Annotated in this window: 13 protein-coding genes; 7 read left to right on the top strand and 6 right to left on the bottom strand. The window is 71.6% G+C overall.

All coding sequences use genetic code 11. The features are described 5' to 3' along the window. The first annotated feature begins 33 nt into the window (after positions 1-33). Positions 34-918, top strand: coding sequence for a beta propeller repeat protein (locus tag ABD785_RS02480; RefSeq protein WP_344821584.1), 885 nt, complete (start codon positions 34-36; stop codon positions 916-918). 12 nt (positions 919-930) lie between these two features. Here ABD785_RS02480 and ABD785_RS02475 read toward each other — a convergent pair whose 3' ends face one another. From ABD785_RS02475 to ABD785_RS02465, 3 genes are read right to left on the bottom strand one after another with little or no spacing between them, the layout of a single operon-like run. After that, entirely contained in the window at positions 931-4,035 is a 3,105-nt protein-coding gene (locus ABD785_RS02475) for an ATP-binding protein (RefSeq protein ID WP_344821582.1), read from the bottom strand. A 19-nt stretch (positions 4,036-4,054) separates the two neighbouring features. After that, on the bottom strand, positions 4,055-5,212 hold the full coding sequence (locus ABD785_RS02470) for an NAD(P)/FAD-dependent oxidoreductase (protein ID WP_344821580.1): 1,158 nt from the start codon (positions 5,210-5,212) through the stop codon (positions 4,055-4,057). A 32-nt stretch (positions 5,213-5,244) separates the two neighbouring features. Beyond that, on the bottom strand, positions 5,245-5,817 hold the full coding sequence (locus tag ABD785_RS02465; protein WP_344821578.1) for an OsmC family protein: 573 nt from the start codon (positions 5,815-5,817) through the stop codon (positions 5,245-5,247). Positions 5,818-6,134: 317 nt separating this feature from the next. Between ABD785_RS02465 and ABD785_RS02460 the strand changes: the two genes are divergently transcribed. From ABD785_RS02460 to ABD785_RS02450, 3 genes are all read left to right on the top strand, one after another. Beyond that, complete coding sequence (locus ABD785_RS02460; RefSeq protein ID WP_344821576.1) at positions 6,135-6,947, top strand: acyl-CoA thioesterase domain-containing protein; 813 nt, start codon at positions 6,135-6,137, stop codon at positions 6,945-6,947. Positions 6,948-7,437: 490 nt separating this feature from the next. Further along, positions 7,438-8,229 (top strand): DUF6585 family protein, encoded by a 792-nt coding sequence (locus ABD785_RS02455; protein WP_344821574.1) that lies wholly within the window; start codon positions 7,438-7,440, stop codon positions 8,227-8,229. A 57-nt stretch (positions 8,230-8,286) separates the two neighbouring features. Next, on the top strand, positions 8,287-8,748 hold the full coding sequence (locus ABD785_RS02450; RefSeq protein WP_344821572.1) for a nuclear transport factor 2 family protein: 462 nt from the start codon (positions 8,287-8,289) through the stop codon (positions 8,746-8,748). A 41-nt stretch (positions 8,749-8,789) separates the two neighbouring features. On the opposite strand, the gene ABD785_RS02445 is transcribed toward ABD785_RS02450, so the two are convergent. Further along, entirely contained in the window at positions 8,790-9,140 is a 351-nt protein-coding gene (locus ABD785_RS02445; RefSeq protein ID WP_344821570.1) for a hypothetical protein, read from the bottom strand. A gap of 149 nt (positions 9,141-9,289) precedes the next feature. Then, positions 9,290-10,081: a CBU_0592 family membrane protein gene (locus tag ABD785_RS02440; RefSeq protein ID WP_344821568.1), complete on the bottom strand. Its 792-nt coding sequence runs from the start codon at positions 10,079-10,081 to the stop codon at positions 9,290-9,292. A 419-nt stretch (positions 10,082-10,500) separates the two neighbouring features. Here ABD785_RS02440 and ABD785_RS02435 point away from each other — a divergent pair, with 419 nt between their 5' ends. The 3 genes from ABD785_RS02435 (at position 10,501) to ABD785_RS02425 (ending at position 13,212) form a co-directional block, all read left to right on the top strand. Then, entirely contained in the window at positions 10,501-10,944 is a 444-nt protein-coding gene (locus ABD785_RS02435) for an ATP-binding protein (protein ID WP_344821566.1), read from the top strand. Between the two features lie 85 nt (positions 10,945-11,029). Then, positions 11,030-11,299: a hypothetical protein gene (locus tag ABD785_RS02430; protein WP_344821564.1), complete on the top strand. Its 270-nt coding sequence runs from the start codon at positions 11,030-11,032 to the stop codon at positions 11,297-11,299. A 458-nt stretch (positions 11,300-11,757) separates the two neighbouring features. Further along, positions 11,758-13,212: a M28 family metallopeptidase gene (locus ABD785_RS02425; RefSeq protein WP_344821562.1), complete on the top strand. Its 1,455-nt coding sequence runs from the start codon at positions 11,758-11,760 to the stop codon at positions 13,210-13,212. Positions 13,213-13,261: 49 nt separating this feature from the next. Here the strand turns inward: ABD785_RS02425 and ABD785_RS02420 are convergent, their stop codons facing one another. Then, a complete protein-coding gene (locus ABD785_RS02420; protein WP_344821559.1) occupies positions 13,262-13,864 on the bottom strand; it encodes a TetR/AcrR family transcriptional regulator in 603 nt (200 codons plus the stop codon). Between the last annotated feature and the right edge of the window lie 10 nt (positions 13,865-13,874).

The following is a 13,874-nucleotide window of genomic DNA, read 5'->3' as shown; positions in this document are numbered from 1 at the left end:
GTCGGATGGCTGGGTGGCGTTCGGTGGCGGGGCATGAACGTCGGGTGGCCGCTTCAGGCCGAGTCCGCACATGCGGTGCGGGGCGCGGCGGCACGGTGCGGTGACCAGGGCTTCGTGCCGGCCCTCCTGACCGATCCGGGGGCTGCCTTCCTGCTGTCCGCGGTCTGCGCGCCGTATGCGGTCGGCATGACCGCGGCGGGCCCGCTCATCCAGCGGTGGGATGGGGAGGAATGGTCCGGCGAGAGGCTTCCCGTGCTCGGCCCGGGAGTCAGGGGCGCTGCCCTCACGGGTGTCCACTCCACCGGTGCGTCCGCGGTGGCCGTCGGCGGCGCCTTCGATGTCCTGGCGGGTGAGGAGCTACCGCTTCTGCTGCGCCGCACCCACGCCGGGTGGGCCGATGACCGGCCGCCCGACCTGGGCTTTCCCTATGTGTTGACGGACGTCGTGGACGGCTGGGCCGTGGGTCACGGATTTCCCGGGACGGTTCTGCTGCACCGCCTCGGGGGCTCCTGGACGCCGGTGGTGGTTCCCGGACGTCCGGCCAGGCTCCTCGCGGTCGCCGTGCACGGCGATGAGCTCTGGGTGGCGGGAGCGCGGAACCGGGACGGCCTGCTCCTGCGCTGCGAAGGCGGTGGGTGGAAGGAGTTCCGTCCCCGCACCGGGGCCGTCACCTGCCTGGCGGCGTCCAGTGATGAGCTGTGGGCCGCCGCCGGACGCTCGGTCCTGCGCTGGACGGGCCGCCGCTGGATCGCATTGCAGGCGCCCTTCCCGGCCAACGCCCTCACCCTCGTCGACGGGGCGCCACGCGTGGCCGGTTCGGGGTTCGAGGCCCGGTACGACGGCCGCCGGTGGAATGCCCGCGAGGTGCCCGGCACCTGGCTGGGCGCCGACGAGGACTGGCTCGTCGGCTCCGGGTGAACCGGCCGGCCGTCACAGCACGGTGGCCCGGCAGCGGGCGGCGTCCAGCGGCTGCGCGGAGTCCTCGAAGAGGTCGGCGGCACGGGTGAGAAGACGCGCCGCCTCGGCCGGCTCGCCTTCGGCCAGGGTGAGATAGGCCCTGGCCTCCAACGTGGCGGCCTGCCAGGCGGTGCCGTCCCACATCTGGGCGGAGAACTCCGCGAGCGCGAGATGGCGGCGTGCCTCGGGCAGGTCGCCCGCGTTCACGCAGGCGATGGCGGCGGGCACCTGGAACATGATCGTGCAGAAGTGGCAGAAGTCGATCTGGGCCAGGGTGGCCTCGGCGGAGTCGACGACGGCGAGAGCCGCCTCGGGGTCCGCCGCGGCCATGATCATCGTTCCGTACAGCCGCTGGAGGAGATGCATTCCCAGGACGGACCAGCGCGCGAGCGGAAGGGCGCGGCGCAGGAGCCGCTCGGCGACCGGGCGGTCGCCGCGGGCCAGGTGGACCTCGGCGAGCCGCTGGAGGCAGTGGGCCTCGCCCGCGGTCGCGGAGATCTCACGGTGCACGCTGATCGCCTCCGACAGCTCGCGCTCGGCCAGGTCGAGATCGCCCTTGAGCAGCGCGGCCGAGCCGATCAGCGCCCCGGCGAAGGCCACGGCCCGGAGCGCTCCGGCACGCTCCGCGGCGGTGCGCAGCGCGCCCGCCATGTCGATCACTTCCTGGTAGGGGGTCTGGCCGTACAGGAGATACTCGGCCACGCACAGATGCGAGTCGAACACCATGGTCGCGAGACCGAGGTCCTCGCGGGTGCGCAGCAGCTCGCGGCGGAGGAGCTGGCTCCACTCGCCCTTGGTGTGGGTCAGCAGGCCCTTCAGGGCGATCAGGTCGAGGTGCGCGCGGGTGAAGTCGCCTGGGGCGAGCCGCTCGGCGGCGGATGCCGCCTCCCAGGCGGACTCCAGGTCTCCCTGGAAGTAGGCGATCGTGCCGCGGGTGATGAGGATGATCGGATCGGCGGCTCCGCCGTCGAGTTCCAGTCCCTTCAGGGCCGACAGGCCGAGCTCGACGTCGCCGGAGTAGATTGCCAGGCGGGCGAGCTTGGCGCGCAGCTGCCGGGCCTGCGGAGGCTCGGACTCCTCGATGGCCCTCCGGTAGGCGGTGAAGGCCGACGGGTCGCCGACGGCCGCGAGCAGATCGGCGCGCAGTCCGAGCGCGTGCGGCCGGTCGGGGCCTTCGGCGACCGGCCCGATGGACTCCACCAAGGTGAGGGCGTCGCGGTAGGCGCCGACTGCGGCCTCGGTCTCGGCCGCCTTGAGCACATAGGGCACCGCGGTGTCCGGCTCGCCTGCCGCCAGCAGGTGGTGGCCGATCCGGGCGGGCGAGGCGCCCAGCGCGACGAGGCGTTGCGCGCAGGTCCGGTGCAGCGCGCGAGCGCGGTGCGGAGGTATGTCGGTGAGCAGGGCGTCGCGGATCAGCGGATGCCGAAACCGGTACCCGCCGAGGGTCCGTTCGATGATCAGTGAGGCCAGCGCGGAGTCGAGGCAGTCGAAGGCCTCGTCCTCCGGCAGCCCCGACAGCATCAGGAACTCGTCGGTGTCGAAGACCGTGCCGGTGGTCGCCACATGCTCCAGGACCGCGCGCTCGCGGGGGGTGAGGACGGCGAGCGCGGCGTCGCCGGGACGCCTGCCCTCCAGCTCGGGACGGCCGGCCGTCCGGGCCAGCTCCACCACGGCGAACGGCATGCCGCCGGACAGCTCCCAGATCCGCTCCAGCGCTTCGGGAAGCGCCCCGGGGTGACAGGTCGCCGCCAGCTCGGCGGTCTCGTCCCGGCTGAGGGGGGTGAGACCCACCTCGATCGCGCCGATCCGGCCGATCAGACTGGTCCTGAACTCCTCGAAGACGTCGGTGACGGGCTGGCGCCGGTAGGCGAGCACGAGGACGAACCGCTCGGTCAGGCAGCTGCGCGCCAGATAGTGCAGCAGCCGCAGGCTCGCCTCATCGGCCTCGTGCAGCCCGTCGACCGTCAGCAGGACGCCGGCGCCCGCGGCGGCCAGCCGGATCAGCTCCGCGACCGCGACGAACAGGCGCTGATGGGTACCGTCACCACTCCAGCCGAGCGGCAGCCCGGACAGGGCCCGGTCGATGTCCTCCCGGCAGCGGTCGTCGAGGCCGTCGAGCAGCGTGGGGTGGCGGCAGCACAGGTCGGCCAGGGCCTCCAGCACCGGCGCGTAGGGCCAGGCGCCCTCGATCTGGGACGCCACTCCGCTTCCCGTCCGCCACCCTCGGGACGCCGCTCCACCGCGCGCCCAGTCCAGGAAGTGGGACTTTCCCATGCCCGCCGCGCCCGAGACGAGGACCGTCCGCCCGCGGCCTCCGGCGGCCTCGGTGAGAGCTCGCCGGAGCAGTGCGGCCTGGGCGACGCGCCCCACGAGCGGCGTGGGGTCCGCGCCGGTGGCCGGGCTGTCGAGCAGCGAGTCCCGCAGCCGGATGGCCTCCTCGCTGGGGCCCACTCCCAGCTCCTTGTGCAGCACCCGGGCCATGCGCTCGAACTGGCGCAGCGCCGCCCTCGGGTCGCCGTTCGCGGCCCGCTCGCGCATCAGCTCCAGATGGGCGTGCGCGTCGGTCGGGTCGGCCTCGACGAGATCGGCCCAGCGCCGGGCCTGCCGGAGCAGCTGGAGGTGGCTCAGCCGGAGCCGGTCGCGTGCCTCCTCAGCCCACGGCTCGTAGTCGTCGCCCGGCAGCAAGGGGCCGCAGTAGGCGTCGGCCGCCTTGGCCGCCGTCGCCGGGTCCCCGGCCTCCAGCGCCTCCGCGAGCAGCGCCTGAAAACGCAGGACGTCGATGTCGACCGAACGGTCGGGAAAGAGCATGACGAACTCGCCGCCCAGCACCACGCTGTCCGGGCCGAGATGCCGCCGGGCGAAATGGGCGGCCTTGTGCAGCCGCGGCCCGGCCTCGGTCACGGACAGCTCCGGCCACAACGCGCTCACCAGACGTTCGCGGTGCATGCGCCGCCGGGGTTCCAGAGCGAGGATCTTCACGATGCTCGCCGCGTTCCGCCGGTTCCAGGCGGAGGACGGCACCGCGATTCCGGAGACGCGGACCTCGAACCCTCCCAAAAGGGCTATTTCGACGCTCACGGGGCTCAGTATGCGCTCGTCATCGGGCACCGAGGCGGGAAACCGCCTCGATTTCGCCGCTCATCGCCGAACTCATCTCCCGCAGCAGCCCGCCGATCGTGGACTCGTCCCAGGAGTAGCCCGCGATCCGGTCGGCCGCGGCGAAAACCGGCTCGGCGACCGCATCGCGGACCGCCTGGTAGCCGGCGAGCGCCTCGTCCTCGGGCGTTCCGTGCAGCATCGTCCCGACCGCCCGGGCCAGCAGCTGGGCGTCCCGCAGCGAATCGGTCATCCCGTGCGAGCTGAGCGGATCGAGGAAGTATCCGGAGTCGCCGGTCAGCGCCCAGCCCGCGCCCCAGGCCTCCCGCATGAATCCGGGACGGCCGGGAAAGCTCCGCAGGCGCCGGGGCGGCTCCAGCCCGGCGAGCCGCCCGTCCCGTCCGGTCGCCTCCGCGAGCAGCCGCAGGTACCCGGCCCGCAGATCGCGCCCGAATTCCCGCTCGAACCGTCCGGCGGGCGTGCCGGTGAAGACGCACACCTCGTCGCCGTTGGTCGGGATCATCCCCCCGGCGCAGCCCCGCCGGTAGAACCACTCGTAGCCGGTCACGTCCAGGCCGGACCAGTAACCGTAGACGATGGCGCTCGCCCCGGTGCCGGCCCGCAGGGTGCGGGCGCCCACCTGCCGTGCGATCAGGGACCGGGCGCCGTCCGCGCCGACCGTCAGCCAGGATTCGGCGCGGAGCCCGGCGCCGGAGCGGTCCCGGGCGGCCACGCCGGTGACCCGGCCGGAGGCGTTCTGGAGCACCTCGGTCACGGTGACCCCGAACCGCACCTCCGCGCCCGCCGCGATCGCGGCGTCCACCAGCACGGCATCGAGCAGGGTCCGCCGGGGGGCGTAGAGCGCGTCGACCCCCGCGGCGGACCGCAACGACACCGTGACGGTCTCGGCGCCGTAGTGGAACCGGACCCTGCGGACCGGGGGAGTGCCCGCGGCCGCGATCCTCTCCAGGAGGCCCCAGCGGTGGAGCAGCGAGACGCCTCCCCGCATCAGCGCGTGCGTGGACAGGGTGTCCGAGCCGCGCCGACCGCGTTCGAGCACCAGCACGCGCAGGCCCCGGCGGGCCAGGAGCAGGGCGGTCGCCGCCCCGGCGCAGCGCGCGCCGACGATGACCACGTCGTAGCGTTCTGGGGAGGACATGTCCGGCTTTCCTTCCTCGGGAGTGGGACGGTTCAGCCGGTGGTGACGTCGATCTCGACCGGGACACCGGTGGTGAGGACGTCGTAGACCGCCGACCGGGACCGGGACCGCTCGACCAGCCCGCGCAGCACTTCCTCCGGCGCGTCTCCGCGGATCCGGAAGCCGACCCGCAGGCCCTGGTAGCCGTTGCGGACCTCCTCCGACAGGCCGAGGATGCCGCGCAGGTCGATGTCGCCCTCGACGGACGCCTCGACCTCGGTCAGCTTCACGCCACGGACCGCGGCGACGTTGACCAGCCCCGCGGTGAGGCAGGCCGCCAGCGCGTGCAGGAGGAACTCCACCGGGGTGGGCGCCTTGCCCGTGCCGACCAGGACGGCCGGGTGATCGGCCTCGCAGACGAAGTCCTCGAACCGGGTGACGTCCTCCCGGCCCGCGCCATAGAAGCCCCGGATCTCGCTGCGGCTGTGCGTGCCGGTGACCCACCGGTTGACGGCCCGGAACTGGAACGCGGCGAGCGAGGGCGTCGCCTTGACCGCGTCCACGGTCGAGAGCAGCGCCTGAGTGTCCACACCGTTCAACGGCTCGTGACGCGTTCGAGTGGTCATGACAGGGGTCCCTTCCCCGCCCGGCGTCCCCCGCGGCCCGTGCCGCACTCAGATGATCACGCCGATCCGGTTTCCCTGAACCTACGAACCCGACCTTCCTCCCACCTTCCCTTCGGCTTCCCCCAGCTGAGAAGCCCCTCCCGACGTCGACCGCGGCGCGATCCAGATCTTCCGGATCCCGTCGCTCAACGTCGTGAAGATCTCCTTGGCCCGGCAGACCGGGGAGCGCCCGTCAACGAGAACAGGGGCTCTGCGGTGAACCGAAGGGGGTTCGGTAAGGTGATCGCTGGTCCAGGTGCAGAGGGCGAGGGCGATCCATGGTCGAGGCGTTCTTCACGGTCAAGGACGGCGAGTTCACTCCCGGGCCGCTGGCCGTCGGCCCCTGGGGACCGGCGATGATGAACGGACGGGTCGTCGGCGGGCTCCTCGCCCGGTCGGTGGAGCACGACCACGGCGACGCCGCCTTCAGGCCCGCGCGGTTCACCGTGGACCTGCTGCGGCCCGCCTCGATGGCACCCGTCACCGTGACCACGACGCTCGTCCGCACCGGACGGCGCATCAAGATCGTGGATGCTCTCCTGCGCCAGGGCGAGACCCTGGTGGCCCGAGCGGGAACGGTCTTCCTGCGCCACTCCACCGAGCCGGCCGGCCGGATCTGGGCGCCCGACGACCCCATGCCCGTGCCGCCGCCGCCCGCCGAGCACGGCAAGGACCCGGACGGCTCGGTCTACATGTGGCCCCACAGCCCCGGCAAGCCAGGAGGCGATGGCCCCGTCATCTGGCAGGGCACCGGCCGCCACAGCGCATGGATCAGGGAGAACCGCCCGCTGGTCGAGGACGAGGAACTCACCCCGTTCGTCCGCGCGGCCCTCGCCGGCGACGTGGCGAGCCCGATGTCCCACTGGGGCTCGGCCGCCCTGGAGTTCATCAACACCGACTACACCCTCGCCCTGGGCCGCCTGCCCGAAGGCCCCGACATCGGCCTGCAGACCACCCTGCGCACCGGCGCCGACGGCATCTCCACCGGCACCGCCGTCTTCCACGACCACAACGGCCCCTTCGGCACCTGCACCGTCGTGGCCCTGGCCAATGTCGACGCGGGCTTCACCCTCCGCCAAGAGCGCCACTGATCCGTCTGACGCCGGTCCGCTGCCGGCTGTGTTCTGGCAGTGTGCGCAGGGTGAGCCACTACTCCGGTGGTGACCTCCACCTCATCCGTGATCGGGTGCACTGGCCTCACAACTCTGGCCATCGGCCTGCTGCCGCCCGACCTCGACCGCACCTGGGCGATGCCTGCACCCGCTCATCCTCGGCACCGTCATCCTGCGCACCCGGCTTGGGACGACTCCGTCGCCGGCCTGCTCCGCAACGGCCTGTTCCGCCACGGAACGGACCCGGCCGCCGCTGGGAACGACCCGCTCCGCGGAAGCGGCGGCGCCCACCCGCGCCCCGCTCACGATGAGCCGGAACGGAATCCTTCAGAATCCCCACCATGGCGGACTCGGCCGATGCCGCCCGGCACTCCTCAAATAGACATATATGTTTGGTAGTGTCCGCGCTGAGGACGGCCGGGACGGCAGGCCCTGTGCCTGCCGGCCGGATGGATCGAAGGGGAACGAGATGACCGGGCGCGTGGGGGACGAGCTGGTGAACCAGATGGACGCGGCTGCCGAGCGCGCCGGCCTGGGAGCGCGACACCGGATGTACGAGGGGGCTCAGCCGGAAAACGGTTCCCCTCGCTCCTCGCTCGTCGCGGCGCTGGTCTGTGCGTTGGTGGCGGTCGTACTGTTCGCCGCAGGGTCGGCTTTCGGGCTCTTCTTCGTCCTCATCGCCGTGATCGCCGTCTGCCTCTGGGCGGCGGAGCTGTCCACCGCGGCGAAGAACACCCACATCCGGCTCCACCTCCACGCTGACGGGCTCGTCGCCGTCGCGAAGAACCGGGTGCACGCGGTCCGCTACGACAGCACCGGCATTCTGCAGAGCAGCCTTCGGCACACGGGTGCGGGGGGCTATACCGACCACACCTACAAACTCACCGACGTCGACGGCGCGCAGGTGATGCTCCAGGGCCGCGAGGGCGAGGCGGCGACGGGCAGGCTCGCCGGGCACCAGGAGTGGGGGAGGGCCATCCAGGAGAACGTGACCCGCGCCCAGCTCCCGAAAGCCGTCGCGTCGCTGAATTCCGGGGGGCGCGTCGACTTCGGAAAGCTGTGGGTGACACGTGAGGAAGTGGGATCGGCCCGCAGCACGGCGCAGTGGAACGAGATCGAGGAACTCCGGGTCGTCCAGGGCTTCCTCAAACTCAAGGTCGCGGGCAAATGGCGGTCCGTGGTCCACGTCGCGGTAGCCGGCATCCCCAACTTCTTCGTCTTCCTCACCCTCGCCGACCAGTTGCGCAGACCCGTCCGCTGAACACCCGAGGAGCGCAGCACCAGCCGGTCGACCGTGCAAAGGACAGAGGAAGGCGCGATGAGCGAGTGGGCACCGATTCACGAGCGGGTGGTGGCGGCGTTCGCCGAGGCATGGCGCGAGCCCGGTCCTGAGGTGTGGCAGGATCTGTTCACCGAGCGGGTCGAACTCGTCCAACCGCTGCTGGGCGGGGCGAGAGGGCGCCCTCAAGCGGTGGCGGAGGTGCGACGGCTGCTGGCGTTCCTCCCCGACGCGACCGGAGAGGTGCTGGACTGGGCCGGCGCCGAGGACGTGATGTTCATCGATCTGCGGATCACCGGGACGGTCGGCGGGAAACCGTTGTCCTTTCGCACCCTCGACAAGCTCCGCATCGATCGAACCGCCCGGATCGTGCGCCGTGACGCGTTCTTCGACTCGGTGCCCTTGATGCTCACACTCGCCTGCCGGCCATCGGCATGGCTGCCGTGGTGGCGTTCCGGCATCGGCCCGCTGGCCTCCCGCCGTCGCCTGCTGCGAAACTAGGCCGTCGCTCGTGCCGGCCTGCGATGTCGGATCTTCGGCGGCTAGAGGTGGGGCACCTTCCGGGGCCGGGGCTCGATCCAGGCCGTCATCTCGAAGTCCTTGCCCGGAATCTCGATGAGGTGCCGGGACAGGTGCTCGCCGGAGAGACCGGGATGCCCTTGGCGCACGAAGCCGCGGTGGAACGGATCGGTGAGCGCCACGGCCAGATCGCAGGAGGCCGCGGTGGCGAGGGTCTCGCGGAGGACCGGGGAGTCCAGGACCCGGCAGACCGCGATGACGGCCTCGCCCGCAGCCTGGTCGGACCCAGATCCGCGGGGCGTTCCGGGTGCCGTGTCGACCTCCTCGAGGCCCAGTTCCAGACCGTCCAGGAAGTTTGCCACGACGGTCGGCATCGTCGATCCTGGTGGTCAGGACGAGCAGATAGCCGTCCCCGCTGGCCTGCCGTCCGCACGCCGACAGGTCCAGATCCGCGTAGGAGCGCGCGCCGCGCAGAACACGGGCGAGATCCCGCTGGAGCAGGCCTGTCCCTGCTCGCCCCATATCAGGCGGACCGGCGAGGGGGCCGTGCGGGGACAGCGCTGGTCACGGGCCCTGGAGCGGCTCGGACCGGGGTTTCAAGGTGTGCGCGGGTCCGCGGTGTCGCGGTCGGCGGGAGGACCATCGGGCCGTCCGGCTGGGGGAGCCGGTCGATGCGGGTGATCTTCGTGGAGAGGAACTCGATGCCGGCGCTGGTCGCGACGTAGTGCGGGCCGTTGGGAAGGCGGGCGGCGGCGATCAGGCCCGCGTACCACAGGACGGTGAGGTGGCGGCGGGTCAGGTCGGGGGACAGGCCGCTGCGGGAGGCGAGCCGGGCGGCGGTCGCGGGAGTGGTGGCGCAGGACAGGAGGTGTTCGCTGGCGGCAGGTTCCAGGTGGGGAGGGGCGCTGCCGGGACGGCCGCTGACGCCGGGTTCGGGCTGGTCGTCGCGTACGGGCCGGGACCGGAGCCGGGGCTCGGGATCGCGGTGCTCGCCGTGCTCGCGGTGCTCTGCGGGGAGGGCCTCGGCGTCGGCGAAGGTGTCCCAGCGGACGTGACAGGCGGTCGCGGGCATCCGGTAGAGCCATCTCCTGCGGTAGTAGACGGCGATGCTGATCGTCGTCATCGCGACCCAGATTCCTTGGAGCAGCAGGAACCCCAGCTGGCGCTCCCCGAATGCGAGGTAGGCGAGCATCCCGGATCCGGTGACATTCAGGACGAGATAGGTCAGCGAGTTCTGGTCGAGCCTCTTGGCCTGGGCCGCCATGTAGGCGATCAGGATGAGCACGGCTCCCGCTATCTGGATCAGGCTCGCCATCTTCCACCTCCGTGACCTTCCTCCAGGCTCCCTCCCGCCGCCGGTCGGTGCATCGAGCAACAGACCCGAACGAACCGGTGACTTCCGGCTGCTCCGCCCCCGCCATTCGTCTCCCCGACCCGGAACATTTGTCGTAGACCGGCCACCCAGCGGAACGCGTGCCAGGGAATCCCTCGCCGCGCCGCCAGGCCTGCGGAATCTGCGGGTGCAGTACAGGCTGATTCCCGCGGTCCTGCCGCCGATGGGCAGTGCGGTGACGGACCCGCGCGCAGGAACGCGATCTCACCCCACATCGGGTGTTGCGAGACGAATGTCGCGGGTGGGGCTCCGGAAGAGCTCGGGTCCTCCGGGTCGGACGTCTCATGTGGGGAGGGCAGGGAAGGGGGCAGGCTTTGGGGCGGAGCGGGGAAGGAGACGAGATGGGCGAGCTGCGGGTGAGAGCCGGAGAAGCCGGGTTGGCCGTCGGCTTCCGGTGGGTGCTCCCCGGGGACGCGGCGGGGTCGCCCGTCTGGGCGGCCGAACTGGCCGGGCTCACGGCGACGGGGTTGGGGCCGGACCTGGTGGAGGACGTCCGGATGGTGGTGGGGGCATTGGTGAGCAACGCCTGCCGGCACAGCAGGTCGGGACTGGCGGGCGGCCTGGTGACGGTGTCGGCGACGGTGACGCCCGAGACGATGGAGGTGACCGTCCTGGATCAGGGCAGCGAGGATGTCGTGGGGCCGCGCCTGGGTGACGAGGGCCAGCTCGGGCTGATCATCTGTTCGGCACTGGGGGATCTGAGCGTCTCGGGCGACGCCGTCTCAGGCTGGCGTGTACGGGTGACCCTGCCAGGGGCGTGGCGGGCCGAGCGCGCCGCCCGCTGACCGAGACGAACGGATCGATGGCGACGGAGCAATTTATCGCCGCATTCATACGGAATGGTCCTGGTCGGCGCACTAGACTGCCGTCATGATCGAGGTTCGCGGGCTCAACGGGGAATCACTGGTCTTCGATGGCGCGACCGTCACGAAGTTCCGTCACAACGGCAGCGATCAGGCCGCCCGCAACCCGATCTCGACCTTCCGGGAACTGCAGGTGAAGCACAAGCCCGGGAAGCGGGGCAAAGAGGGGCGCTACGACGTTCTGCTGGCGATGTCGTCGTTCATGTCGCTGTCGGTGCCCGAATCCGGGCTGGCGAGCCTCGAAGAACTGCGTACCGCGTTGGAGACGCCCCGCTGATCGCGTTCGCGGTGACGGCCCGATGGGCAGCGGCCCGTGGGCACGGACCAGCTCGGACGGGCTCGGTCCCGCGATGTAGGTGGTCGCCAGCCCGGGGACTCCTGCCGTCGGCGTCGACCAGGCGCGTCACGCCGGTTCCGCCGACCCGGCGCGCCATGGCGATCTCCCGGGCGAAGCGTTCCCGGATCCGGGACGGCCGGCCGCCGACGGCCTGATCTCTTCGAGCGCTGACGAGCCTGCGCCCCGGTGAGGTCGCCGGGAAGACCCGCCCCACGCCTCCAGCACAGAGCCGGCCGGGCGGGCGGGACGGCCCGATCCGGTGGGTCACGGGCGTGCAGCGGTGATCGCCGGTGTCCGGCGGCGGCCCGGTGTGGTCATTGATGCGGGGCGGAAGGCGGGTTAGCTTCGAGGCCAGCTCATGTTGTCGGGGGGCCGTCGATGGGTGTCAAGGAGGAGCCATGAGGGCGCAGGGGAGAAGGACGATGCGGTGGGGGGCCGTCGCGGCAGCGGTGCTGCTGCCGCTGGGACTCGCGAGTCCCGCGAACGCGGGTCCGGTCGCGGACGTGTTCGCCAAACTGCTCGTCAAGCAGGTCAAGGGGGCGAACGTCACGAAGCATCTGGACGCGCTCCAGGGCATCGCCGACGCCAACGGCGGAACACGGGCCGTCGGGACGCCCGGCTACGCGGCGAGCGTCGACTACGTCGCGGGCAGGCTGAAGAAGGCCGGATACAAGGTCACGCGGCAGCCGATCAACTATGTCCAGGACTGGTCGGAGACGTCGCCGCCCGTCCTGGCGCAGACCGGCGGCACCACCTGGGTGCCGAACGAGGACTTCTTCACCTTCGAGCCGTCGCCCGCGGGTGACGTCACCGCGCAGGTCCAGGCCGTCGACCTGACCCTGCCGCCCACTCCGACCCCGACCTCCACCAGCGGCTGCGAGGAGGCCGACTTCACCGGATTCGTCGCCGGCCGGATCGCGCTGATCCAGCGCGGCACCTGCGCGTTCGCCACGAAGATCCGCAACGCCGGAAAAGCGGGAGCGTCCGGGATCATCGTGTTCAACGAGGGCCAGCCGGGACGGACCGACGCCTTCGTCCTCGACATCGGCGAGTGGCGCGCCGGCGTGCCGATGGTGTTCGCCGACTTCGCGGTCGGCCAGGCGCTCGCCGCGAATCCCGGCGCGAGCGTCCACCTGAAGGTCGACTCCGACCTCCGGCTGGGCACCAGCGACAACGTGATCGCCGAGACCCGGCTCGGCCTGCCGGGCAAGGTCGTCATGGTCGGCTCGCACCTCGACAGCGTGCCCGCCGGTCCCGGCATCAACGACAACGGCTCGGGCAGCGCGGCCAACCTCGAGGTGGCGCTCCAGATGGCGCACTTCCCGGTCAAGCACAAGGTGCGCTTCGCGTTCTGGGCCGCCGAGGAGATCGGCCTGCTCGGTTCCGACCAGTATGTCGAGAAGCTGTCGCCCGCCGAGCGCGCGAAGATCAAGCTCTACCTGAACTTCGACATGATCGCCTCGCCGAATCACGCCTACAAGCTCTACGACGGTGACGACTCCGACGGCGCGGGCTCGCCCGCCGGTCCGCCCGGCTCCGACAGGATCGAGAAGACCTTCGAGAGGTTCTTCACCTCGCGGAACCTCGCCACGGTCGGCACCGACTTCGACGGACGTTCCGACTACGGGCCCTTCATCGCGGTCGGCATCCCCTCCGGCGGCATCTTCACCGGCGCCGAGGGGATCAAGACGCCCGAGGAGGCCGCGCTCTTCGGTGGCCAGGCCGGCGTCGCCTACGACGCCTGCTACCACCAGGCCTGCGACACCATCACCAACATCAACGCGACGGCCCTCGACGTGAACGCCGACGCCATCGCCGACTCCACCGCCCGCTACGCCTTCGAACTGCCCTGACCCATCTGACATCGGGAACCGGGCCGTCCGGCTGGTGCGGCGGCCCGGTTCACCGGCGTTCAGGGGCCGGTGGGAGGAGGACGGCGTCGAAGACGGCGGCGACGTCGGGACCCAGGAGGGCGGCGGGGCCGGTGCGGGTCTGGAGGAGGGCCATCAGGAGGGACAGGATGATGGGGACCATGCCGCGGGCGATCTGATCGGGATCGATGTCGGTGCGGATCTCGCCGGCGGCCTGGAGGGCGCGCAGGCGTCGGGCGTGCTCGGCGCGGAGGTCGTCGAGAGCGGGAATGCTCAGGATGCGGACGGTGAAGTCCGGTTCGAGGCCCGAGATGATCCGGTGGGCCAGCGGGTGGCGGCCGAGGGCGTCCAGGAAGCCGAGGATCAGTGAGCCGCGCCGGTGGTCGAGGAGCGCATCGCCGGTGAGGGCGGCCAGGCCCTCCTGGATGACGGGGATGGCGTCGGCGTCGACCGCGGCCAGGAAGAGCTCCTCCTTGTTGGCGAAGTAGGCGTAGGCGGCGGTGCCGCTGAGCCCGGCGTCCCGGGCGATGTCGGTGATGGCGGTGCGTCGGTAGCCGTCCCGGCCGAAGCGGATGACGGCGGCGTCCAGGAGGGCCTGTCGGGTCCGCTCGCCTTTCGTCGTCGGTGTGGTCATCCCCACACGA

This window comes from Actinocorallia longicatena, from assembly GCF_039534125.1.
GTDB lineage: Bacteria > Actinomycetota > Actinomycetes > Streptosporangiales > Streptosporangiaceae > Actinocorallia > Actinocorallia longicatena.
This window is presented reverse-complemented; position numbering and strand designations above follow the sequence as displayed.

Bases quoted from the DNA above. Each gene is read 5' to 3' on its own strand.
- ABD785_RS02480 (WP_344821584.1), top strand. From the start codon at position 34: ATGAACGTCGGGTGGCCGCTTCAGGCCGAGTCCGCACATGCGGTGCGG.
- ABD785_RS02470 (WP_344821580.1), bottom strand. From the start codon at position 5,212: ATGTCCTCCCCAGAACGCTACGACGTGGTCATCGTCGGCGCGCGCTGC.
- ABD785_RS02465 (WP_344821578.1), bottom strand. From the start codon at position 5,817: ATGACCACTCGAACGCGTCACGAGCCGTTGAACGGTGTGGACACTCAG.
- ABD785_RS02460 (WP_344821576.1), top strand. From the start codon at position 6,135: ATGGTCGAGGCGTTCTTCACGGTCAAGGACGGCGAGTTCACTCCCGGG.
- ABD785_RS02455 (WP_344821574.1), top strand. From the start codon at position 7,438: ATGACCGGGCGCGTGGGGGACGAGCTGGTGAACCAGATGGACGCGGCT.
- ABD785_RS02450 (WP_344821572.1), top strand. From the start codon at position 8,287: ATGAGCGAGTGGGCACCGATTCACGAGCGGGTGGTGGCGGCGTTCGCC.
- ABD785_RS02445 (WP_344821570.1), bottom strand. From the start codon at position 9,140: ATGCCGACCGTCGTGGCAAACTTCCTGGACGGTCTGGAACTGGGCCTC.
- ABD785_RS02440 (WP_344821568.1), bottom strand. From the start codon at position 10,081: ATGGCGAGCCTGATCCAGATAGCGGGAGCCGTGCTCATCCTGATCGCC.
- ABD785_RS02435 (WP_344821566.1), top strand. From the start codon at position 10,501: ATGGGCGAGCTGCGGGTGAGAGCCGGAGAAGCCGGGTTGGCCGTCGGC.
- ABD785_RS02430 (WP_344821564.1), top strand. From the start codon at position 11,030: ATGATCGAGGTTCGCGGGCTCAACGGGGAATCACTGGTCTTCGATGGC.
- ABD785_RS02425 (WP_344821562.1), top strand. From the start codon at position 11,758: ATGAGGGCGCAGGGGAGAAGGACGATGCGGTGGGGGGCCGTCGCGGCA.
- ABD785_RS02420 (WP_344821559.1), bottom strand. From the start codon at position 13,864: ATGACCACACCGACGACGAAAGGCGAGCGGACCCGACAGGCCCTCCTG.